16 protein-coding genes and 1 tRNA gene are annotated in these 21,738 nt (G+C 57.9%); 15 read left to right on the top strand and 2 right to left on the bottom strand.

What is annotated here, in order from left to right; all coding sequences use genetic code 11:
• Positions 1 to 354: 354 nt before the first annotated feature.
• The 4 genes from RWZ58_RS06675 (at position 355) to RWZ58_RS06660 (ending at position 4,422) form a co-directional block, all read left to right on the top strand.
• Positions 355 to 1,176 (top strand): glycosyltransferase family 25 protein, encoded by an 822-nt coding sequence (locus RWZ58_RS06675; RefSeq protein WP_314658095.1) that lies wholly within the window; start codon positions 355 to 357, stop codon positions 1,174 to 1,176.
• Between the two features lie 410 nt (positions 1,177 to 1,586).
• Entirely contained in the window at positions 1,587 to 2,408 is an 822-nt protein-coding gene (locus tag RWZ58_RS06670) for a glycosyltransferase family 25 protein (protein WP_314658094.1), read from the top strand.
• A 45-nt stretch (positions 2,409 to 2,453) separates the two neighbouring features.
• Positions 2,454 to 3,326, top strand: a complete 873-nt coding sequence (gene rsmA, locus RWZ58_RS06665; RefSeq protein ID WP_314658093.1) for a 16S rRNA (adenine(1518)-N(6)/adenine(1519)-N(6))-dimethyltransferase RsmA — start codon at positions 2,454 to 2,456, stop codon at positions 3,324 to 3,326.
• Positions 3,327 to 3,414: 88 nt separating this feature from the next.
• Positions 3,415 to 4,422: a 4-diphosphocytidyl-2C-methyl-D-erythritol kinase gene (locus RWZ58_RS06660; protein ID WP_314658092.1), complete on the top strand. Its 1,008-nt coding sequence runs from the start codon at positions 3,415 to 3,417 to the stop codon at positions 4,420 to 4,422.
• A 159-nt stretch (positions 4,423 to 4,581) separates the two neighbouring features.
• Here the strand turns inward: RWZ58_RS06660 and RWZ58_RS06655 are convergent, their stop codons facing one another.
• Positions 4,582 to 6,411 (bottom strand): ABC-F family ATP-binding cassette domain-containing protein, encoded by a 1,830-nt coding sequence (locus tag RWZ58_RS06655; protein WP_314658091.1) that lies wholly within the window; start codon positions 6,409 to 6,411, stop codon positions 4,582 to 4,584.
• A gap of 231 nt (positions 6,412 to 6,642) precedes the next feature.
• Here RWZ58_RS06655 and RWZ58_RS06650 point away from each other — a divergent pair.
• From RWZ58_RS06650 to RWZ58_RS06640, 3 genes are all read left to right on the top strand, one after another.
• A tRNA-Gln gene (locus RWZ58_RS06650) sits at positions 6,643 to 6,713 on the top strand.
• A gap of 87 nt (positions 6,714 to 6,800) precedes the next feature.
• Positions 6,801 to 8,255: a bifunctional UDP-N-acetylglucosamine diphosphorylase/glucosamine-1-phosphate N-acetyltransferase GlmU gene (glmU, locus tag RWZ58_RS06645; protein WP_314658090.1), complete on the top strand. Its 1,455-nt coding sequence runs from the start codon at positions 6,801 to 6,803 to the stop codon at positions 8,253 to 8,255.
• Between the two features lie 20 nt (positions 8,256 to 8,275).
• Entirely contained in the window at positions 8,276 to 9,256 is a 981-nt protein-coding gene (locus RWZ58_RS06640) for a ribose-phosphate diphosphokinase (RefSeq protein WP_314658089.1), read from the top strand.
• Positions 9,257 to 9,404: 148 nt separating this feature from the next.
• Here the strand turns inward: RWZ58_RS06640 and RWZ58_RS06635 are convergent, their stop codons facing one another.
• Positions 9,405 to 10,535, bottom strand: coding sequence for a phosphotyrosine protein phosphatase (locus tag RWZ58_RS06635; RefSeq protein ID WP_314658088.1), 1,131 nt, complete (start codon positions 10,533 to 10,535; stop codon positions 9,405 to 9,407).
• Positions 10,536 to 10,844: 309 nt separating this feature from the next.
• On the opposite strand from RWZ58_RS06635, the gene RWZ58_RS06630 reads away from it, so the two are divergent.
• From RWZ58_RS06630 to RWZ58_RS06595, 8 genes are all read left to right on the top strand, one after another.
• Complete coding sequence (locus RWZ58_RS06630; protein ID WP_314658087.1) at positions 10,845 to 12,662, top strand: ABC transporter ATP-binding protein; 1,818 nt, start codon at positions 10,845 to 10,847, stop codon at positions 12,660 to 12,662.
• A 103-nt stretch (positions 12,663 to 12,765) separates the two neighbouring features.
• Positions 12,766 to 13,686 (top strand): glycosyltransferase family 2 protein, encoded by a 921-nt coding sequence (locus RWZ58_RS06625; protein ID WP_314658086.1) that lies wholly within the window; start codon positions 12,766 to 12,768, stop codon positions 13,684 to 13,686.
• Between the two features lie 258 nt (positions 13,687 to 13,944).
• Positions 13,945 to 14,943 (top strand): glycosyltransferase, encoded by a 999-nt coding sequence (locus tag RWZ58_RS06620; RefSeq protein WP_314658085.1) that lies wholly within the window; start codon positions 13,945 to 13,947, stop codon positions 14,941 to 14,943.
• Positions 14,934 to 16,034, top strand: coding sequence for an RNA-binding protein (locus tag RWZ58_RS06615; protein ID WP_314658084.1), 1,101 nt, complete (start codon positions 14,934 to 14,936; stop codon positions 16,032 to 16,034). The genes RWZ58_RS06620 and RWZ58_RS06615 overlap by 10 nt, the downstream gene beginning before the upstream one ends.
• Positions 16,034 to 16,762: a cytidylyltransferase domain-containing protein gene (locus tag RWZ58_RS06610; RefSeq protein ID WP_070600619.1), complete on the top strand. Its 729-nt coding sequence runs from the start codon at positions 16,034 to 16,036 to the stop codon at positions 16,760 to 16,762. Before RWZ58_RS06615 ends, RWZ58_RS06610 begins: the two co-directional genes overlap by 1 nt.
• Before the next feature lie 90 nt (positions 16,763 to 16,852).
• The gene (locus tag RWZ58_RS06605; RefSeq protein ID WP_070600621.1) at positions 16,853 to 19,096 is read left to right on the top strand and encodes an N-acetylneuraminate synthase family protein; all 2,244 of its coding nucleotides are present in this window, start codon (positions 16,853 to 16,855) and stop codon (positions 19,094 to 19,096) included.
• A gap of 17 nt (positions 19,097 to 19,113) precedes the next feature.
• Positions 19,114 to 20,238: a glycosyltransferase family 4 protein gene (locus tag RWZ58_RS06600; protein ID WP_314658083.1), complete on the top strand. Its 1,125-nt coding sequence runs from the start codon at positions 19,114 to 19,116 to the stop codon at positions 20,236 to 20,238.
• Complete coding sequence (locus RWZ58_RS06595; protein WP_314658082.1) at positions 20,235 to 21,566, top strand: O-antigen ligase family protein; 1,332 nt, start codon at positions 20,235 to 20,237, stop codon at positions 21,564 to 21,566. Before RWZ58_RS06600 ends, RWZ58_RS06595 begins: the two co-directional genes overlap by 4 nt.
• Positions 21,567 to 21,738: the final 172 nt, after the last annotated feature.

The following is a 21,738-nucleotide window of genomic DNA, read 5'->3' as shown; positions in this document are numbered from 1 at the left end:
AGCCTCCCGTTTCCTGGACTTTAATTTTGTTGTCCAAGAAACGGGAGGCAGTTCAGCATGGCAGGGAGGGGCTTTTTTTGTTGCCGTTTTCAGCTCTAGCTGGGGAGGGCGCACGTAACGTGCGAGACATAACAAGGGGCTGTATGCCAATTGCCGGGTGCTATCTTCCCTTGAGTGATAGTGTATCTTTATACATACAATTCATCGCTCACTGACTAAGCAATTTGTTATCGCGCGCGCATATTTTCGGCGCGCTTTGTGTTTGTCGTTGCCAAGTCATCACTCGGCACTCATGCATGGCTTCTGTCGTTTCTGATAAGGACTGTATGGGTGTGCCACAGTAAAGGGAAACTCATGGCAAAAATTCTGAAATACGTTCTGGGACTGGACGGCGCTAACCGGTTTGATTCTTTCTTCTCGGTGGGGGCACCCGCTCAAGGTTTTCAGCGTTATTCTGCGGTGGATAACCGTGATAACCACGTCACTGATGCACAATTCGACAGCAAACTGTTCCTGGCTCGTTACGGTAAAGAGCCGAGGCCTGCCGAAAAGGGTTGCGCTTTGAGCCACTACCACATGTGGAAGGACTTCCTCGCTTCAGATGCCGACTGGGCTTTGCTGGCAGAAGACGATGTCCTCATTTCCCCTGACCTGCAGCCTGTAGTGGAGAGGATTATTGAAAAGTATCCTCACGTGCAGATGGTTAACCTGGGCGATATCTACGCTTCTGAAGCTGGCAAGCTCAACCCGCAGGTTGATTACCCCCGTCTTTCGTTGCTCTCTCCTTTTGTGTACGGCAAGTACCGTATGGGTAGTGCCTATGGTTCAAAGCCTCTGTACGGTGCTGCCTTGTATCTTCTTTCGCGTTCTGGAGCTGAACGACTCGTAGAATGTTATGGCGAGACGGTTCCCGGCGTTGTTGCTGATGATTATTCTCTCTACCGAGAATGGGGAGTGGACATATATTTGGTGCAGCCCGGCCTGTGCGGTTGGGAAGGCACCAGCCTCATTCAAACTTCTGGCGTTCGTCACTTGGAAAGTCTCAAGAGCACGCAGCATGGCACCGGTTTTATCGACCGGGTGCGCATCGCCCTGGCGCCGAAGAAGCGTATTGCGAACGCGAAGAATATTCTGGATGCCACTTTCGAAGATGTGAAGCAGCGTCTAGGACGATAATCCAGAGACGGTAACCCAGAGATGGATTGGGGTACTGTCATCACATAAAAATGTGAATACGTGGGTCTTCTGCCCTGTCGTTTATCCCCTCCCTATCGTGTGTATGCGGTAGGGAGGGGCTTGTTTTTGCTGTGCACCGGTACACGCGTGTCGTACCGCGTTTTAACCTGCGGACACCTGAGATTGGTGCATGGTGAATGATAGAATTCTTTCTACGTTGCACAGTAGTGTGCGTATTTATCACACGCTCAATATTCAGACTTCATGCCATTTACGCATTACGCACTGATTTTTAAGATGGATGACCCCTTCTGTCGTGCAGGTGGTCTGTTGTTCTGAAAACTCATCATTAACCTTTGCGATCTTCTATTGCTTAGGTTTTCTGGATGAGCTATTGAAAGGAAAAAAATATGGCAAAGATTCTGAAGTATGTTCTGGGCCTGGATGGCGCGAACCGTTTCGATTCGTTTTATTCAGTGGGTGTTCCCGCGCAGGGTTTTGTCCGTTATTCTGCGGTGGATAACCGCGACAATCACGTCGCTGATGAAGAATTTGACGTTGAGTTTTTCCGTAGCCGTTGGCATCGTGACCCTAGCCCCGCGGAGAAGGGCTGCATGCTCAGCCATGTGAATATGTGGCGTGACTTTGTTGCAAGTGACGCCGATTGGGCGCTGATTGCCGAAGACGACATCCTTATTTCTCCGGATGCTGAGGCGGTCGTGAACGCAATCATCACGAAGTACCCGCAGGTGCACCTGGTAAACCTCAGCGATTCCTTTGCAAATGATGCCGGCAAGCTGAACCCGCAGGTGGAATACATCCGCCTGTCCCTGCTGTCTCCTTTTGTGCACGGTAAGTACCGTATGGGTAAGCCGTACGGTACCTGGCCCCTGATTTGCACCGGCTTGTATTTGATTTCCCGTTCGGGCGCTGAGCTGCTGCTCAAGCAATTTGAGGACAAGGTACCGGGCACCGTGGCTGATGATTACAAGCTGTACCAGCAGTGGGGTGTGGACGTGCGTTTTGTGCAGCCGGGCCTGTGCGGCTGGGAGGGCAGTAGCGTCATCCTGGAATCCGGTAAGCGTCATCTGGATAAGGTGAATAGCCTCCAGCACGGTACTGGTCCTCTGGATCGACTGCGTATTGCTTTGGCTCCGAAGAAGCGTATTACAAACGCTAAGAACGCCCTGGAAGCCACTCTTGATGAGGTAAAGCAGCGTTTCTCGCGGTAATCTAAACTGTAACCTCCCCACCATCCACCTATGTGAAGGAACGCTGTGAACGATCTGCCCCTGCTCGGCCCTGCTGAGATTCGCGAGCTTGCCGAGATGCTCGGTATTCGTCCGACGAAGACTCTTGGGCAGAACTTTGTGATTGACCCCAATACGATTCGTCGTATTGTCAACGCGGCAGAGATTTCACCGGAGGAGACGGTGCTGGAGGTCGGCCCGGGCCTGGGTTCGTTGACCCTCGGCATTCTGGATGCTGCGAAGGACATGGTGGCGGTTGAGATTGACCCGCCGCTGGCTCAGCAGCTTCCGCACACGATTGAGAAGTTCCGCCCCCAGAAGGCGGGCGATATTGACGTGGTGCTGATGGACGCCCTGAAGGTGACTGAGCTGCCCCGTACCCCGGATGCCCTGGTGGCGAACCTGCCCTATAACGTGGCGGTGCCGGTTCTTCTGCATCTTTTTGCGCAGTTCCCGAGCATCCGTCACGCCCTGGTGATGGTTCAGGACGAGGTTGCCGACCGCCTGTCGGCGACCCCGGGTTCGAAGATTTACGGTGTTCCCTCGGTGAAGGCTAATTGGTATGCCGAGGTGTATAAGGCGGGCGTGATCGGTAAGAACGTGTTCTGGCCTGCGCCGAAGATTAACTCGGGTCTGGTGGGCTTCCGCATGCGCAATGAGCCGCTCTCTACCGTGGACCGCGACCTGGTGTTCACGATTATTGATGCGGCATTCGCTCAGCGTCGTAAGACTCTGCGCGCCGCGCTGAGCTCCTGGGCGGGCTCGGGTGCGCGTGCGGAGCAGATTCTGGTGGCGGCAGGTATTGCTCCGACGGAGCGCGGTGAGAAGCTGGATATTCACGGCTTTATCCGCATTGCGGAGGCTTCGCTGACTGTCCCGGTTGAGCCTGCTGCGGAGTAGCTTCGCCCGCTGCGGAGTAGCTTCTACCTGCTCTGAATTTTTCACTGACGTTCTCACGCGAGTTCCCGCGCGAAAGGTGTATGCGCTGATGAGTACCGCCTCCCAGACTGCCATTTCGGTTGATGCTCCCGGCAAGGTCAATCTGTACCTTGCTGTGGGGGACGTCCGCCCGGACGGCTACCACCCGCTGACTACGCTTTTTGCGGCGGTCTCTCTGACGGAAACCATTACGGTCTCTGAAGGGTCTGTTCCCGGGCTGACCTTGAGCATGGATATTGTGCCCGGCTCCCTGGTGGATCAGCAGATGCAGGCGGGGCAGTTCGACCCAGCCGATGTGCCGATGGATGAGCGGAACCTCGTGTACCGTGCCGCCAAGCTAATTCTTGCTGAGCACGGTATTGATTCCGCTCCGGCGCTACACCTGCATATTGCAAAGGCTGTGCCTGTGGCAGGCGGCATGGCGGGCGGCTCAGCGGATGCGGCGGCGGCTCTCATCGCCACGGACCGCCACCTGCACGCCACCGGTCGTACCGGCGCGCTACTGACCCAGACGGATTACGAACGTCTTGCCGCGCAGCTGGGCGCCGATATTCCCTTTAGCGTGCGTGCCGCGCTCGGGCAGACTCTCGCCCTGGGGCATGGGACCGGTACCGAGCTGCAGAACGTTGCGGCGCCTCAGGAACCTCTGCATCTGGTGATCGTCGCCGCGCAGTTTGGCCTCTCAACCCCCAGCGTATTCAAGCATCTGGACGCGGGCCGCGCTTCGGGTCTGTACCCCGCCTCCGGCGAGCTGGTGGAACCCGAAGAGCTTCTGGATGCTCTGAACTCTTATGACGGTTCGGAGGCGGCGCTCGCCTCCCTAGCACCCCTGCTGCGTAACGACCTGCAGGCTCCCGCGCTGTCCTGCGCCCCGCAGCTGGAACAGACCCTGAACCTGCGCGATAGCGAGGGCGTGTATGCGTCCCTGGTGTCCGGTTCCGGTCCGACGGTGCTGCTGCTGGTTTCTTCGCAGGCTCAGGCGGAGGCTCTTGCGTCCGCTCTTCGCGCTACGGGCAACCACGCTGTGAGTGCGGTCAGTGCGGTTCTGCATCATTAGTAAAGACACTGTTGTTTTGACATCCACGGCGAAGACGGCAGATTACATGGCGAAGTACGCTCAAGCCGATAGCTACCGCTGTTGCGGAGGGGTGAATATATACACAAATGCCGGTTCTAGATTGAATCTAGAACCGGCATTTTTCTATGTCTATAGACCTTAGCCCAGCAGTTCGGAGAGCTCGAGCCAGCGCATTTCTAGCTCGTCAATCTCATCCTGAAGGGTCTGCTGCTGCTCGCCGAGTGCCGCCAAACCGGCGTAGTCCGAGGCATCGTGTGCGCTCATCTGCTCGGAGAGCTTCTCCTGCTCTGCAGTGAGCTTGGTGAGGCGGCGCTCAATCGCACCAGATTCCTTCTGTGCCGCACGTAGCTCGGCACCGGAGACCTTCGGGGTATCCGGCTCAGCAGAAGCCTGCGCCGAGGAGGCGGCACGTGCCTGTGCGCTACCGGCGGCAGAACCGCCAGCACCGGCTGCAGAGAGCGCCAAGTACTCGTCCACACCGCCGGGCAGGTGGCGGAACGAACCGTCAATCACGGCATACTGCTGATCGGTCACGCGCTCCATAAGGTAACGGTCGTGGCTGACCACCAGCAGGGTACCCGGCCAGGTGTCCAGCAGATCCTCCATCGCAGCGAGCATATCGGTATCCAGGTCGTTGGACGGCTCGTCGAGAATCAGCACGTTCGGCTCGTCCAGCAGAATCAGCATGAGCTGCAGGCGACGCTTCTGACCACCTGAAAGGTCCTTGACCGGGGTGGAGAGCTGAGCGCTGGTAAAGCCCAGACGCTCCAGCATCTGCGAGGGGGACAGCTCCTTGCCGTCTGCAATGTAGCTACGCTTCTTACGGCCAATCACATCCGATACACGGTCATTCTCGACCTCCTTCAGCTCGTCGAGCTGCTGGGTGAGGGTCGCAATCTTCACGGTCTTACCGTGCTTAACGCGACCCTCGGTCGGCTTCAGGTCGCCGGTCACCAGCGAAAGCAGAGTCGACTTACCCGCACCGTTCACACCCAGGATGCCGGTGCGCTCGCCGGGAGCGATACGCCAGGTGACCTTCTTCAGCACGGGGCGCTTGCCGTCGGGCAGCGAGGGGTCGTCGTAGGTGACCGAGACGTTTTCGAGGTCCACCACGTCCTTGCCGAGGCGGGAGACCGCCATCTTCTTCAGCTCCACGGTGTCACGTACCGGCGGAACGTCCGCAATCAGGGCATTCGCAGCGTCAATGCGGAACTTCGGCTTGGAGGTACGCGCGGGCGCACCGCGGCGCAGCCAAGCGAGTTCCTTACGCATCAGGTTCTGACGCTTTGCCTCCGCTGCGGCCGCCTGACGGTCACGCTCCACGCGCTGCAGAATGTACGCCGCGTAGCCGCCCTCGAAGGGCTCGACGATGCGGTCGTGCACCTCCCAGGTATCGGTACAGATTTCGTCGAGGAACCAGCGGTCGTGGGTGACGACCATGAGGCCGCCCGCGTTCTTGGGCCAGCGGGACTTCAGATGGTTGGCGAGCCAGGTGATGGCCTCGACATCCAGGTGGTTGGTGGGCTCGTCGAGCATGAGCACGTCCCACTCCTGCGCGAGCAGGGAGGCGAGCGCTACGCGGCGGCGCTGACCGCCAGAAAGAGAAGAAACCGGCGCGTCCCAGGGCAGGTCGGAGACCAGACCGGAGATAACGTCGCGGATGCGCGCCTGCGACGCCCACTCATATTCGGGGGTGTCGCCCACAATCGCGTAGCCGACCGTGTGGTCGTCGTCGAGTACGTCGGACTGGTCGAGGTAGCCGATGCGGGTGCCGCCGCGCACGGTAACGCGGCCGGAGTCCGGTTCGAGCCGGCCGGCCAGAATCTTCATGAGGGTGGACTTGCCGTCGCCGTTGCGGCCGACAATGCCGATGCGGTCGCCTTCGTTCAGGCCGACCGTGATGCCTTCAAAGATGGTTCGGGTAGGGAATTCGAGGTGCAGCGATTCGCCGCCAAGTAGATGTGCCACGCCTTCTAGGGTACAGGGTGAGTCTTCGGTTCAAGTAGCGCCCGAAGCTTTGATGAGGGGCTACTGCAGTGTTGAGAAATGCCGCGGGGTTTTGCCTGGGTGCGCGGCGAGGTTGAGGACAGATATTTGATAAACTGAGGGAAGCATTTCCTGCATTGCGCTGTTCTGTGCCCAAAAGGCGGCTGATGACGGTGGGAACTTTTAAAGGACTTACCGGTGATGTATGGATAATCCGCCATGGTGTAATGGCAGCACAGCGGCCTTTGGAGCCGTTTGTCTAGGTTCGAGTCCTAGTGGCGGAGCGTAAGCACTCAACGGCACCGTTGATAGAGAGTTGGCGGTCCGCGCTCACTCCTCACTCTTACAACCTCGTCTAAGGAGTCTTCCCAGTGAATACTGAACTGGCACCCTCTGCAGTGATTGTTCTCGCCGCAGGCGCTGGTACGCGCATGAAGTCCGCTACCCCCAAGGTTATGCACGGTATCGGTGGTCGTTCCATGGTGGAGCACGCTGTCGCCGCTGCACGCGACCTGAACCCTGAGCGTCTTGCTGTTGTGGTTCGCCACCAGCGCGATAAGGTTGCTGAGCACGTTTTGGCTTTTGATTCTGAAGTAACCATTGTTGACCAGGATGAGATTCCCGGTACCGGCCGCGCTGTTGAGGTCGGTCTGAACGCTCTGGATGCTCAGGAAACCGTTTCCGGTACCGTTCTGGTGACCTACGGCGACGTTCCCCTGCTGCGCCCCGAGACCCTGCGTGAACTGATTGCTTTCCACGAGGAAGATAAGAACGCTGTCACCGTGCTGACCACCCACGTGGATGAGCCCGGCGCGTACGGCCGTATTGTCCGTAACCAGGCTGGCGAAGTCACCGCCATTGTTGAGGCGAAGGACGCTTCCCCCGAAGAGCTCGAAATCACCGAGATTAACTCCGGTATTTACGCTTTTGATGCTGCTGTCCTGCGTGAGGCACTGCTTGAGGTGACCACCAATAACGCACAGGGTGAGAAGTACATTACTGACGTTCTGTCCATTGCTCGTTCGAAGGGCCACCGCACCTCCGCTCTGGCTATTGAGGACCGCTGGGAGGTTGAGGGCGCTAACGACCGCGTGCAGCTGGCTCAGCTGGGTCGTATGCTCAACAACCGCATCCTTGAGGCGCACATGCGTAACGGTGTGACCATTGTTGATCCGCAGAACACCTGGATTGACGTTACCGTCACCATTGAGAACGACGTGACCCTGCTGCCCGGTGTGCAGCTGCACGGCTCCACCACCGTTGCTACCGGCGCGACTATTGGCCCGGACACCACCCTGACCGACATGACTGTTGAGGCTGACGCTACCGTCATCCGCGCTCACGGTCACGGCGCGGTCATTGGTGAAGGCGCAACTGTTGGCCCCTTCGCATACCTGCGCCCCGGTACCACCCTGGGCAAGGACGCTAAGCTTGGCACCTTCTGCGAGGCTAAGAACTCGCAGATTGGTGATGGCGCAAAGATTCCGCACCTGTCCTACGTTGGTGACGCCACCATCGGTGAGGGCGCGAACATTGGTGCTGGCTCGATTTTCGCGAACTACAACGGTCTGGTGAAGAACCGTTCCGTCATTGGTGCTCATGCTCGCATGGGCTCCGCAGGCATTTACGTTGCACCTGTTACCGTCGGTGACGGTGCGTACTCCGGCGCGGGCGCCCTGATCCGTAAGGATGTTCCTGCGGGCGCCCTCGCCTACTCTGAGACTTCCCAGCGCACCATCGATGGCTGGGTCCTGAAGAACCGTGCTGGTACCGAACCCGCCGAGGCCGCTAAGGCTGCTGGCGCGCAGGAACCGGCAGAATCCTAATTCGAGGAAAGAACAACACCATGAGTAGCGAGATTACCAACCCCGGTGAGCGCAAGCTTGTAGTGGTCTCCGGTCGAGCACACCCCAAGCTTGCCGAGGAGATTGCACAGGCACTTGACCACGACCTGCTGCCCACCTCCGCATACACCTTCGCCAACGGCGAGACCTACGTTCGCTTTGAGGAGTCGGTGCGCGGTGCGGACGCTTTCGTGATTCAGTCGCACCCGGCACCCATCAACGAGTGGCTCATGGAGCAGCTCATCATGATTGATGCGCTCAAGCGCGCATCCGCTCGCTCTATTACCGTGGTGTCTCCTTTCTACCCCTACGCTCGTCAGGATAAGAAGCACAAGGGTCGTGAGCCTATCTCGGCACGTCTGATTTCTGACCTGTACAAGACTGCTGGTGCTGACCGCCTGATGTGCGTGGACCTGCACACCTCGCAGATTCAGGGTTTCTTCGACGGCCCGCTGGATCACCTGTTCGCAATTCCGGTGCTGGCTAAGCACATCCGTGAGCGCGTTGAGGACCTGTCGAATGTGACCGTGGTTTCTCCGGACACCGGTCGTGTGCGCGTGGCTGAGCACTGGGCCACCTTGCTGGACGGCGCACCTCTGGCATTCGTGCACAAGACCCGAGACATCAACGTTCCGAACCACGCGGTCTCCAAGACCGTTGTGGGTAACGTTGAGGGCCGCACCTGCGTGCTGATTGACGACATGATTGACACCGGCGGAACCATCGCCGGCGCTGTGAAGGTCCTCATGGACAAGGGCGCGAAGGAAGTTATCATCGCGGCAACTCACCCGGTTCTGTCTGACCCGGCTGCTGAGCGTCTGTCTCAGTGCGGTGCTGTGGAGGTCGTCGTGACCAACACCCTGCCCGTGCCGGAAGAGAAGCAGTTCGATAACCTGACTATTCTCTCCATCGCTCCGTTGATTGCTCGCGCTATCCGCGAGGTCTTCGACGAGGGTTCTGTGACCGAGATTTTCGATCACTAAGCTACTAAAGCTTAAAGAAAGTCCCCCGCTGACTACTGTCGGCGGGGGACTTTCTGCTATAGAGGCTAAAGCTAACCCGGCTGGAACAGATACTCTGTTCCAGCCGGGTTAGCGCTGTATTTAGCCTCGTATATTTAGCGGTGTGAGCTTAGCGGTGTGCCTGGGCAAGCCAGGGCAGAATCACGTGCAGGGACTGCTCCACCTCGTCCACTGCGACCTTAGCAGCTGCGGGGCCGCGGCGGTAGGGGTCTTCCAGCCTGTCGGTATCGAGCGGGCGGGCGCCGTAGGAGTAGAGGTAGGACAGCGGTTCGGCGCGGCGTGCTTCCTCGCGGATACGTGCGGCCTGCTTGAGCAGCTTAATCTTGGAGTGGTGTTGGGGCCACTCGCGCACAATCCAGTCAGCGTGTACCTTCTCCGCTACCAGGATGATAGTGGCATTCTCAATGATCTGTTCGTTGAGCTGGCGGGATGCGAAGCCCTCCGGGTTATAGCCTCGCTTGATGAGCTCGTTAGCTACGTGTTCGTAGACGCCGTGACCGACGAGGGCGCCGGTGCCTGCGCTGGAGAAGATCCACTTGTCTTCCAGACCGTACTCGGCGGCAAGGTGCTTGGAGATGACCTCGCCGGATGCGCTGCGGGCAATATTGCCGGTGCAGACGAAGACGGCTTCGAAGGGGCCGTCGCCGCTCGTGCTGCCGGTACGGTTGAGGGTTTTGGGGGAGAGCTTGAACAGCGGGGTGCGCTCGCCTCGGGAGCTAGTAGTGGGGGAAGGCTGAGCCTTTGCTGCGCTCTGGTTGTTGGCTTCTTCGGGGTTGGCGAGCTCTTCGGCATCGACCATGGGTGCGTTGTGCAGACCCACGCGGATGATGCTGGGGCCGGTGGGATTGCTGTCCGCGTCGAGGATGTCGCCGGGGGCAGCCTTGATGTTGGTGTGGGTGAGAGGCTGCGCGGAGACGGTTGCGGTACCGTCGGCGCTGAGCTCTTCTTCAGGCGTGACTTCCTGCGCAGCCACTTCGGCGGGGGAGTGGGTTTCGTAGTCTTTAAGGGCTTCGCGGAGCGAACCATCGGGGGTGATGGTACGGCTGGCTACCCCGCGGCGGTTCTTGCCCGCCAGCTCGGGGTTGCTCTTAATGAGGGAGCGGACTCCGTCAGCAATATTTGCGGAGGGGGAGGCAACGGTTGCCGGCTGCGCCTCGGCGGTTTCTGCGGAGTTGGTTTTGCCCTCGGAGGACCCCCACGCGTACTTGTCCTTGAGGGACTTAATGTTGAAGATGCCCATCAAAAAGCCTTTTCTAATTGACGTACCCAACAGTGAACAGGGAAGCCGGAAGTGTCGGGTTGGTTGAATGAATAGTATCTATCATACCGAGTTACTTGCACCTTCAACGGCTCCTTTTCCTGCGTGTGGCAAATACCCCTAAATGTCTTGTGTTTTATCTACGATTTAGAGGTTCTTCTAGCGACTAAAGATGACCAAAAGTACATGCTTGATGCTGAAAATGTTTAGAGGGTGCGTGCTAGAATTGGCGTGAAATGCTGGTCTTCTTCTCACTCAGGGGCCAGCGAGTACACTCACCAACGAGGACCAATGAAGAGTATTTATACTAAGCTTCGCCTGCTATTCCCGGGACGAAGCTTTACGCTACTTGTCTTTAACCTGATCGGCCTGTTCCTCCTATCTTTGATGGAAATGGTCGGTGTTGCGGCCATTCTTCCCATCGTGAATATTGCGATGGGTGCTGAAATTACCGGCTACCTGGCTGTACTTTCTGATATCTTCGGCAACCCTCAGCGTTCTGATTTGGTGCTCTACTTGGGTATTGTCCTGGTGCTCGCCTTTGTGATTAAGGGTATCGCTGCGCTCCTCTTTAAGCGCTGGAGCCTGAAGTTCACCGGCTACCAGCAGCTGGCGACGTCGACGACTATCCTCAACCATTACATGAAGGATAGCTACTTCAACCACAAGAAGTCTCAGCCTGAAGAAACCGCGTACCTGATTAGCACCTACGTGGTGTTTGCGTACCGCGGTTTTGTGGGATCGATTATTAACTTTGTGGGCGATTTCCTGTCTATCATCGTGCTGCTCATCATGATTCTGTGCGTCATGCCGATTCCTGCGCTGGTTGCTTTCGCATACTTCGGCATCACCATCGCTATCATGCAGTTCTTCTTGCGCCGCGGTAACGCGAAGTATGGTGAGATAACGGCACGTGCGGGTCGAGACGCTTTGCGCTTCCTGCTGGACGACATCAGGGGTTTCCGCGAAATTCGTATTACGAATGCACACAAGGCTGCTATCGAGCAGTACCGCGAGCCCGCAGTACGAAGCGTTAAAAGCGATGTTAACCTCTCGTTCCTGAACGACTTCCCCAAGTATTCGCTTGAAATTATTTTCATCGTGGGTATCGCTGGTCTGCTGGCTTTGGTGACCGCGACTCAGGGCGCTGATGGTCTTCCTTCCCTCATGCTTTTCGCAACCGCATGTATCCGCATCCTTCCGAATGCGACCCGTATGATTGCCTCCCTGGGCGGTATCCGTGCGAACGAGTTCGCTAGCGAAGAGGTTGCTAAGGTTATCCGCTCGATGAGCCCCGAAGAGCAGCGCCTGCAGATGGTTGAGTTCAAGGATGAAATTGATCCGGCAACCATCATCAACTCGGGAATTGACCCCGTGGATGTTCAGATTGACAACCTGGTCTACCGTTACCCGGATGGTGATAAGGACGTTCTCAAGGACATTCAGCTGGATGTGCCGGCTGGTACCTCGGTTGCTTTCGTGGGTGGCTCCGGTTCGGGTAAGACTACTCTGGTTGACTTGATTCTTGGTCTGCTGACCCCGACGAGCGGTACGATTTCTAGCCAGGGTAAGGACATCCACGCTGACCTGCATTCCTGGTACCAGAAGATTGGTTACGTCCCTCAGGACCCCTACCTAGGTAACGGCACTCTGCGTGAGGCAGTTGCTTTCGGTATCCCCGAAAAGCACATTGATGATGACCGTGTGATCTACTGCCTTGAGCTGGCGGAGCTGATGCCCGTTGTCGAGACCTTGGAAGACGGCATCAACACTCCGATTGGCGAGAATGGTAACCGTCTTTCCGGTGGTCAGCGTCAGCGTGTGGGTATTGCGCGTGCAATGTACCGCAACCCGAGCCTGCTGGTTATGGACGAGGCAACCAGTGCACTGGACAATGAGACTGAGCACAAGATTACTCAGACCATTAACCGCATCTCCAAGGAGATTACCGTGATTATTGTTGCTCACCGTCTTTCCACGGTGCGTAACGTTGATCAGCTGGTGTACCTCTCCCAGGGCCGCATCGCCAATAAGGGAACTTTCAAGGAAGTTCAGACGGCAAACGAAGAATTTGCGAACCTCGTTCGCCTGGGCCAGCTGCCCGACTAATTGAAACTATGGGGGTGATCGTATAGAGATATAGGTACGGTCGCCCCCATATTTAGCCTTCTATCGCTTGTGATTTTCAGGCGCCTCACTCAAAGGACATATTGTGACTCATACTCCCCGCGTTTCTGCGGTTATTCCTTTCTATGGCGAGCCGGAGCCGGTTCTCGCCATTATTGACACGCTACGTGCTCAGCAGGGTATTGACCCCGCCGATATCGAGATCGTTGTCTCTGATGACGTTTCTCCCACCCCGTTCCCCGAGGTTGAGGGCGTGACCGTGGTCCGCCGCCCCGTCAACGGTGGTTTCGGTAAGGCAGTGAACTCCGGTGTCGCTGCCGCGACCGGTGAATGGGTTTTCATCCTCAACAGCGACCTGGAGCTGGATAACACCTTCGTCTCGCGCATGCTCGCAGCCGTGGAACGCCACGGCGAGGTGCTGGCTAGCCCGCAGATCATTGGCCACGACGGCAAGCAGCAGTGGGTGGCACGTAAATTCCCCACCGCAGCGCATATTGCGTGGGAATGGTTCACCCCGCTGGCTCGTTTCAAGCCGACCAACTGGTGGCACCGTGGCGTTGGCCACGACGTTGAGGCATGCACCGGCACCTCCGACGCGAAGGTTGACTGGGTTATGGGCGCGTGCATGGTCGTGCCCCGCGCAACCTTCAACCGCCTCGGCGGGATGGACGAGCGATTCTACATGAATAGCGAAGAGGTGGACTTCCAGTACCGCCTCTCGAACGCTGGCGTGGACCGCTACCTGATTCCTTCGGTGACTGTAACCCACGAGGGTGGCGGATCTTCGCCCTCCGAGCGTCGTGTGCAGTGGCTGACCACCGCCCGCTTCATTTATGCGGATAAGTGGGGTTGGGAGAAGAAGCTTGCTGCTGCTCTGCGCGCTACCAGCTACGCAAACTTTGCGGTGAACTCGGTGCGCGGCCTGCGCAATAAGGATGTGGACGCTCGTGGCTTCCTTGCCACCGAGCTGGAGCGTATTGTCAAGGCAGAGCGCCGCGAGAACTAGGTGTGAAACCGCCGGAATTTACCGTGATGGTTCCGCATGATTTGTTGCCTTCTTCATATGAAGGTTCACATAGAACGTAGGAGGCGACACAGTGCACTCGAGTGTGTCGTCTCCTGCTTTCGTTGTAAAATTTCAATAGGTATGTTTTACCTCAAATTAGAGGTGAAACTTTCCGATCCTCTTCACTCCAACACATAGCACCGCACGGTTCTGCCCTGCGGGTTCTTATAGCAAACGCCGACAGGATTCAATCCTCATATGACTCAGCCCAAACTTCTACTGCTCTCACCCGCATTCCACGGGTACTGGAAGGCAATTCAAGCATCCCTGGAAGTGCACGGATATGAAGTGCGCACCCACATCTACGATGCCCCGGGTACTCTGCCCGAGCGCATCCTCAACAAGCTTGCCCACGAGCTACCCGAGAAGTATCGCCCCGAAAGCTTTGCGGCTCAGGCAACTCGTAAGGCTATCGACGCTTTCAACGAGTTCCGCCCCGATATTGTGCTGGTCATTAAGGGCGATATGCTCTCCCGCGAATGGTGGGACCTGCTGGAGACCTCCGGCGTTCGCTACGGCACCTGGCTGTACGACGAAATGCGCCGTATGAGCTACACCGAAGAGGACCTGCACCACCTGGGCGCGCTGGCAAGCTACAGCCCGCTGGATGCGCAGCACCTGCGCGAGCAGGGCTTTGAGGTGCTCGACATGCCTAACGCCTACGACACTCACTGCCCGGTTGTTCCCATGCGTGAGGACTCCATCAACTTTGTGGGCGCTAAGTACCCCAACCGTGAGGAGACCCTGCAGGCGCTGGTCGCTGCCGGTCTGCCGGTGCGTGCGTACGGTCGTGCCTGGTCGCGTCACCCCTACGACATTCTGCGCACTAAGCAGTTCAAGGACTCCGGCGTGCCCGCAGGTCGCGATATTGACCGCTCTGAAGCGTACGGCATTATGGCGTCCTCCCCGGCAACGCTGAACATCCACAATAACCAGGATGGCTTCACCATGCGCACCTTCGAGGCTCCCGGTGTGGGCGCTCTGCAGGTGATTGACCGCCCCGACGTGGACCGCTACTACATTCCGGGTGAAGAGGTTCTGGTCTACGAGAGCATTGATGAGCTCATCGAGATTTGTACCCGTATTTTCCGTGACCCTAAGTGGGCTCGTCAGATTCGTGAAGCCGGTCAGAAGCGTACTCTGGCTGAGCACACTTTCGATCAGCGTGTGAAGATTTTGGAGCAGCTATGGGCCTAACCTATCCCCTCGACATTGATGCTTGGGCTGCCTGGCAGAAGCGGCAGAACACCCTGCGCTGGGCTAAGACCGAGGCACGTAGCCTCGTTGGTCGTCTGCGCGGGGGCGCGGCGGAACAAGAGGCACCTGTCGGCGGTGTACTATACACCCGCGGCGCGGTACCGCGCGTGCTCATTGTGCTCGATTCATTCTCTCCGACAAGTCGCAACTCCCTGCTGGAGCCTCTCAAGCACCTCGAAAACGTGGGCGTGGCCCTGTGGGTCCCCGAGGACGCCTCGGAGTACCTCAACGGTCAATACGCCACCGAGCGTTACGGCCGCGATGCCTGGACCGAACGTGAGATAACCGCCGACGAGCTGCAGGAGCTCCTGCCCGGTGTACGCGTGGTCCTTTCTCTCGGCCATTACCTGGCTCGTGGCGCGGCAGCCTACGAGTTCTCTCGCGCGATCGGCGCTGAGTACTGGGTTGTTCAGCACGGCCTGCTGGTGCCGCAGGCTCCGCCGTTGCCGGTCGGCTGCACCCTGCTGGCGTTCAGCGAAGCTGACGCAGAATTCTGGGCATCGGGTCGCCGAGACGTGACCACGCACGCGGTGGGTTCGCAGCTGCTCTACCTGGCAGCCCAGAAGGCCGCTGGCACTGAGGCACAGAAGCAGAACGACCTGGAGCCCATCTTCCTGGGCCAGATGCACGGTGCGGAGCTTCCGCGCGCATCCTTCGCCTACGCTTCGCATTCCTTCTTGAAGAAGTTCGGCGGCGTTTACCGTCCGCACCCGAGCGAGAAGGATAAGCTGTCAGTACTGACCCATAAATTGTGGGAGAAGGAAGGCATCCGTATTGACCGCTCCGGCACTCCGTTGAACGAGGTACCGAACCCGGTCGTGTCGATTTTCTCTACCGGTGTTCTGGAGGCGGCAATCCGCGGTATCCCGGCGTGGGTGTACCACCCGGCACCGCCGGCATGGCTGGTGGAATTCTGGGATCGCTACGGCATGAACCAGTGGGGTCAGGAACCGACCCCCGCACCGATTCAGCCGGATAAGGAGCCCGCGCGTCGCATCGCCGAGCTCATGATTGAAACTTTGGAGGCATAATGCGTATTCTCTGCGTCATTCCCGTGCGCGGTGGCTCGAAGGGCATTCCGCGTAAGAACCTGCGTCCTATCGCGGGTAAGCCGCTGGTTGCATGGACTATCGAGCAGGCACTGGCTGCTAAGGAAGAAGTCGCCGGCGAGCACGAGTTGCGTGTTGTCGTCTCCACCGACGATGCTGAGCTGGCTGATATCGCCCGCGAGTACGGTGCCGAGGTGCCGTTCATTCGCCCGGCACACCTGGCTGAAGATACCACTGCAACCGAGCCAGTCATTGAGCACGCCATCGAGTTCTACACCGAGAACGGTTGGGAACCCGAGGCTGTCATGCTGCTGCAGGCAACCAGCCCCGTGCGTCTGCCCGGTACCCTGGCTCGTGCGGTCCGCCAGTTCGCTGAGAACGGTAAGGACTCCATGGTCGGTGTGATTCCGATTGGTCCGTTCATCTGGACCTGGCACGCAGACGGTGAGCCCACCGCGGCATTCGAGATTATGCATCGCCCTCGCCGCCAGGAGCTGACCAAGGAAACCTTCCGCTACCGCGAGAACGGCTCGATGTACATCACCAAGACTCACGTGTACATGGACCACCATAACCGCCTTGCGGGTTACCCCGGCGGTACCATTGACTTGTTCATGCTGGACGAGGTCGAGGGCGTCGACATTGACGCACCGATTGACTTCTCCGTGGCAGAGCACCAGCTCACTCAGATCCTGGCCGAAGGCAAGTAGCCTTCACCAGCGGCAGTACCTCGTCTGCCGCTCCCGGCTTGACCGGCACTCAGGCATTCAACTAAACACTCAAACGAAAAGGTCAAAATCGTGATTATTGAACGCAATATTGCCCCCTACGTGGTCTTCGCTGAAGACCCGATTCTCAACGCCCTGCAGAAGATTTCTGCTAACGGCCAGCGCATCATCTTCCTGGTGAACGAGTCCGGTATTCTGCGCGGTTCGCTCTCTGACGGCGACTTCCGTCGTTGGCTGATCGCTAACCCGACCGCATCCCTGGAGACCAGCGCTCTGGACGCTGCGAACACCAACCCGCAGACCGCACCGGCTGACGCTGACCCCGAGACCCTGCGCGCATACTTCGCGAAGGGCATCAACCACGTTCCGCTGACCGACGAGCGCGGTCACCTCGTGGCACTGGCAATGGACGAGCAGGACGTCCTGCGCATCGGTAAGCACACCATCAGCGAGGATTCCCCCTCCTTCATCATTGCTGAGATCGGTAACAACCACCAGGGTAGCGTTGACTTCGCTAAGGAACTGGTGGACCTGGCTGTTGAGTCCGGTGCGGACGCTGTGAAGTTCCAGCTGCGTGACATGGACGCTCTGTACCGCCAGCGCGGCGCAGCAACCGCAGGTGAGGACCTGGGCGTTCAGTACACCCTGGATCTGCTGTCCCGCTTCTCCCTGACCGTTGACCAGATGTACGAGGTCTTCGACCACGTCAAGCAGCACGACATGGACATCATGTGCACCCCCTGGGACGCACCCTCCGTTCAGGCGCTGGTTGACTACGGCATCCAGGGCATGAAGATTGCTTCTGCTGACCTGACCAACCATGAGCTGTTGCGCGACGTTGCTTCCCGCGGTCTGCCCATGCTGGTTTCCACCGGTATGAGCCGCGAAGAGGAAATCCGCGAGTCGGTTGCCCTGCTGCGTAACGCTGGCGCATCCTACGCTCTGCTGCAGTGCCAGTCCGCATACCCGGCACCCTTCAAGGACGTCAACCTGGCATACATGGACCGCCTGGCTGAGATCGGTCAGTGCCTGGTCGGTTACTCCGGTCACGAGCGTGGCTACCACGTGCCGATTGCTGCTGTTGCTCGCGGCGCGAAGATCATTGAGAAGCACTTCACCACCGACAAGACCCTCGAGGGTAACGACCACACCGTCTCCCTGCTACCTGAAGAATTCAAGGCGATGGTCCAGCAGATTCGTGAGGTTGAGGCAGCTATTGGTTCTGCTGCTCCTCGCGAGGTGTCCACCGGTGAGCTGATGAACCGCGTGAACTTGGCAAAGTCCCTGGTTGCTACCCGCCACATTGCTAAGGGTGAGGTCGTGACCGAGGCTGACGTTGCTGTGAAGTCCCCCGGCCGCGGTCTGCAGCCGAACTACCTGCCGCAGCTGCTGGGCCGCACCATGCAGCGCGACGTTGAAGAAGGCTCGTTCTTCTTCGAGGGTGACCTGAAGGATGACCTGGTGACCCGCCGCGACTTCAAGTTCGACCGCCCCTGGGGTCTGCCGGTTCGTTACCACGACTACAAGCCGCTGATTGAAGAGGCTAAGCCGGACTTCCTGGAGTTCCACTTCTCCTACAAGGACCTCGAGATCAACATCGACGACGTCTTTGACTCCAAGCTGGACATGGGCTTCACCACCCACCTGCCCGACCTGTTCGCAGGTGACTTCCTGGTGGACCTCGCCTCCAAGGACCCCGAGGTGTGGGAGCGCTCCATCGCTGAGGTTCAGCGCACCATCGACATCACCCGTGACCTGACCCGCTACTTCACCGTAGATGAGGACCCGGTCATGGTTGTGACCATGGGTGGCTTCACCAAGGACAAGCACATCCCCGCTGCTGCACGTGCTGAGAAGTACGAGCGTATCGGTGAGGCCCTGAAGCGTCTGGATGCATCCGGCGTCCGCCTGGCGGCTCAGACTCTGCCCCCGTACCCCTGGCTGATGGGTGGTCAGCAGTACCACAACCTGTTCCTGGATCCGAAGGACACCGCAGAGTTCTCGCGTGCATTCGACACCGCGCTCTGCCTGGACATCTCTCACACCATGCTTGCTTGCAACTTCCTGAACATTCCGCTGTCGGAGGCTGTTGAGCAGCTGGCACCGCTGTCCATTCACCTGCACCTGGTGGACGGCACTGGCGTTGACGGTGAGGGCGTTCAGGTTGGCGAAGGCGATGTCGACTGGGCATCCCTGGGCAAGCAGCTGCGTGAGCTGGCACCGAAGGCATCCTTCATTCCCGAAATCTGGCAGGGCCACATCAACAACGGTGAAGGCTTCTTCACCGCGCTGGACCGCCTCGAGAAGTGGCTGTAGAAAGTAGACACTCACTCATGAATTCAAACGGAGTTCCCACGGCCCTGTGGGTCGTTCCGGTTCCCGATTTTGGTGGAGTAGCTCGGCACGTTGTCGATATGGCACGTGCCGGGCTCCCCGGCTTTAACCTGGTGGTTCTCGCACCCGAGGGTAAGCTCACGAGCCGTCTTGAGGAACTGGGCGTCACCGTCATCAAGGCTGAGTTCGGTCCCGACTACGGTTTTAAGACTTCTTTTGCTTCTTTGCAGAAGGCTATTGAGCAGCTCCGCCCGGAGATTGTGCACAGCCACCTCGCATATGCGGACGTCGTCGCAACCGCTGTGGTGAATGCTCTGCGCATCCGTAGCGTTATCAAGCGCGGTACCTGCGTGCCGAAGCTTCTGACCACTGAGCACGGTATTGCCGGTAACGACTCGGTGTACCACGGTAGCTCCTGGCGTTCTAAGCTCATGGAGACCGTGCACCGTGTGCGCCTGTGGGGTACCGATCAGGCGATTGCTGTTTCTCGTTCTACCGCTGATCAGATGCGCGCCAAGTGGGGCGCTCGTGGCGTGGAGCTGGTGTATAACGGCGTGGATATCCCCGAGGTACATGCGGCTGTTGAGCAGCAGCGTGTTCCCTCTGAGGGGGGTCCGCGTATTCTCTCGCTGTCTCGTCTGTCTCCTGAGAAGGGTATTGACGTGCTGTTGGATGCTTTTGCGCAGCTTCGTGCTGAGTACCCGAAGGCTCATCTTGAGATTGCGGGCTCTGGCGATTTGGCATCCGAGTTGCAGGCTCAGGCTCAGCGTCTGAACCTGGGCGATTCGGTGACCTTCAGCGGCTTCGTTAACCCGATTGAGGCGATGGGCCGTAGCGACATGATTGTTCAGCTGTCGGTGTGGGAGAACTGCTCCTACACTCTGCTGGACGCTAAGGCTGCGGGCCTGAAGACTGTGGCTACCGCGGTGGGTGGTAACCCGGAGATTCTGGGCGCCGACGAGCTGGTGGACCGTCAGAGCGCAACTCTGACCCAGGACGTTCTGCAGGCGATGCGTCAGCAACTGCAGAAGGACGATTCGGAGCCTTTCACCTGGATTTCGAACGAGCAGATGGCTGCTCAGACAGTTGATATTTACGCACGTGTACTTCGAGGAGGCCGATGATGAGCCAGACTTCGCAGGTTTACGCGCACTTGAATGAACCTACTGAGAAGCCTGAGGTTTCGCGTTTCTCTGAAACTGTGTCTCGCGGTAGCGAGTATGTCCGCCATCAGAGTAGCCAGATTCGAATGCCTGAGTTCATCATGGCATTCATGCTTCTGTTCGCTACGCCTATTGCTGGTATCGGTCTGCCCTTTAACCAGGTGGTTGTTATTGTCTTGGCACTATACGGCTTGACCCGTAAACCGACTTTTGACGTGAGCCACTTTTCGGGTCTGCGTGCCATCATGTTTATTGCGATGGGGTACCTCGCAATTGTCTCGATGAATGGTGTCCACTCGGAGGATGCGTCGGACTGGACTCGACGTTTGCTTCGTCTTGTGGCTGCAACAGTGCTGATTTGGACTATTGCCGCAGGCCGACTGCATATTCGTTCCATTGTTCTGGGCTATTCGGCAGCTATTCTTTTCAACGCGGTAGCTTATTTTGCTGGTTTTGCTCCGGTGACCGGTTACTACGGCTACCTGACTGGTTGGCTGAACGATAAGAACTTCTCAGGCCTGGTGTATTGCCTCTTTGGCTTGCTAATCCTGAGTTTTGCCCGCAATAAGATTGAGGTCATCCTCGCCATAGTGGTCTTCTCCGGGCTATTGTGGGCTACGGGTTCTCGTACCTCTATCGCGGCGTATGCAGCGGGTCTGATTTGGATCGTTATTGCTCACCGTATGAAGACTTTCGGCCGCATTGCCTTGGGTGTGGCCCTGTACTGGCTGATCGATATTCTGACCAGCGACTACGCGCACTCTGGTGCCTTCGCAGATCGTACCGGTACCGATGCGCTTCGTTCACTGATTGACCAGGCATCTGAGATTAAGGTTCAGGCTGCTGGCTTCTTCGGGCAGGGCTTGGGCGAAGCGTATGTATATCTGGCACATACTGGTTCGAAGACCTGGTTCTTCCACAATTCATACTGGTCTGCCCTGGTTGAGGGCGGCTGGCCCTGGATGATTCTGGTTGTCACTATTACTGTTCTCTTTATCGTGAACGTATTTAGCGGTCAGAAGACCCTGCCCGCAAAGTTTTATGTTGTGCAGGGTGCAGGCGTTGCCATCATGATTTGTGCATCGCGTCTGGGTGAGGTGTTCTACACCTGGCCGTGGGCTGTTGCCTGCGGACTGGCTTTGCGTGTGTTGTTGCTCGAGCGTGAACAGCGTCTGGGCACCGGCCATGACGAGGCGAGTATCGAGGGCTTTGACGAACGAATTGAGATTCGTGATGCAAAGGAATCTAAAGACCAGCCGCTAATAGCGCAGGGTGCACGTGAGGGGTAGAGGAAGTACACACGGATCGTTTCTGATCTGGGTGCCTATTTTCTCTGCATCGTGAGCGTCGTGTAACTATCTGCTGAACCGCTTATTGAAGCGCCTTGTTCTGGCGTATCCGGGGGAGTCTGGATTGTTCTCTAGAAGGACAAAACAACATTCCCCTTGTGAATTGCTCTAG

The sequence above is a fragment of the uncultured Rothia sp. genome (assembly GCF_963544205.1).
Taxonomy (GTDB): domain Bacteria; phylum Actinomycetota; class Actinomycetes; order Actinomycetales; family Micrococcaceae; genus Rothia.
This window is presented reverse-complemented; position numbering and strand designations above follow the sequence as displayed.

Bases quoted from the DNA above. Each gene is read 5' to 3' on its own strand.
- RWZ58_RS06640 (WP_314658089.1), top strand. From the start codon at position 8,276: ATGAGTAGCGAGATTACCAACCCCGGTGAGCGCAAGCTTGTAGTGGTC.
- RWZ58_RS06675 (WP_314658095.1), top strand. From the start codon at position 355: ATGGCAAAAATTCTGAAATACGTTCTGGGACTGGACGGCGCTAACCGG.
- RWZ58_RS06660 (WP_314658092.1), top strand. From the start codon at position 3,415: ATGAGTACCGCCTCCCAGACTGCCATTTCGGTTGATGCTCCCGGCAAG.
- RWZ58_RS06615 (WP_314658084.1), top strand. From the start codon at position 14,934: ATGGGCCTAACCTATCCCCTCGACATTGATGCTTGGGCTGCCTGGCAG.
- RWZ58_RS06670 (WP_314658094.1), top strand. From the start codon at position 1,587: ATGGCAAAGATTCTGAAGTATGTTCTGGGCCTGGATGGCGCGAACCGT.
- RWZ58_RS06595 (WP_314658082.1), top strand. From the start codon at position 20,235: ATGATGAGCCAGACTTCGCAGGTTTACGCGCACTTGAATGAACCTACT.
- RWZ58_RS06610 (WP_070600619.1), top strand. From the start codon at position 16,034: ATGCGTATTCTCTGCGTCATTCCCGTGCGCGGTGGCTCGAAGGGCATT.
- RWZ58_RS06630 (WP_314658087.1), top strand. From the start codon at position 10,845: ATGAAGAGTATTTATACTAAGCTTCGCCTGCTATTCCCGGGACGAAGC.
- RWZ58_RS06600 (WP_314658083.1), top strand. From the start codon at position 19,114: ATGAATTCAAACGGAGTTCCCACGGCCCTGTGGGTCGTTCCGGTTCCC.
- RWZ58_RS06620 (WP_314658085.1), top strand. From the start codon at position 13,945: ATGACTCAGCCCAAACTTCTACTGCTCTCACCCGCATTCCACGGGTAC.
- RWZ58_RS06635 (WP_314658088.1), bottom strand. From the start codon at position 10,535: ATGGGCATCTTCAACATTAAGTCCCTCAAGGACAAGTACGCGTGGGGG.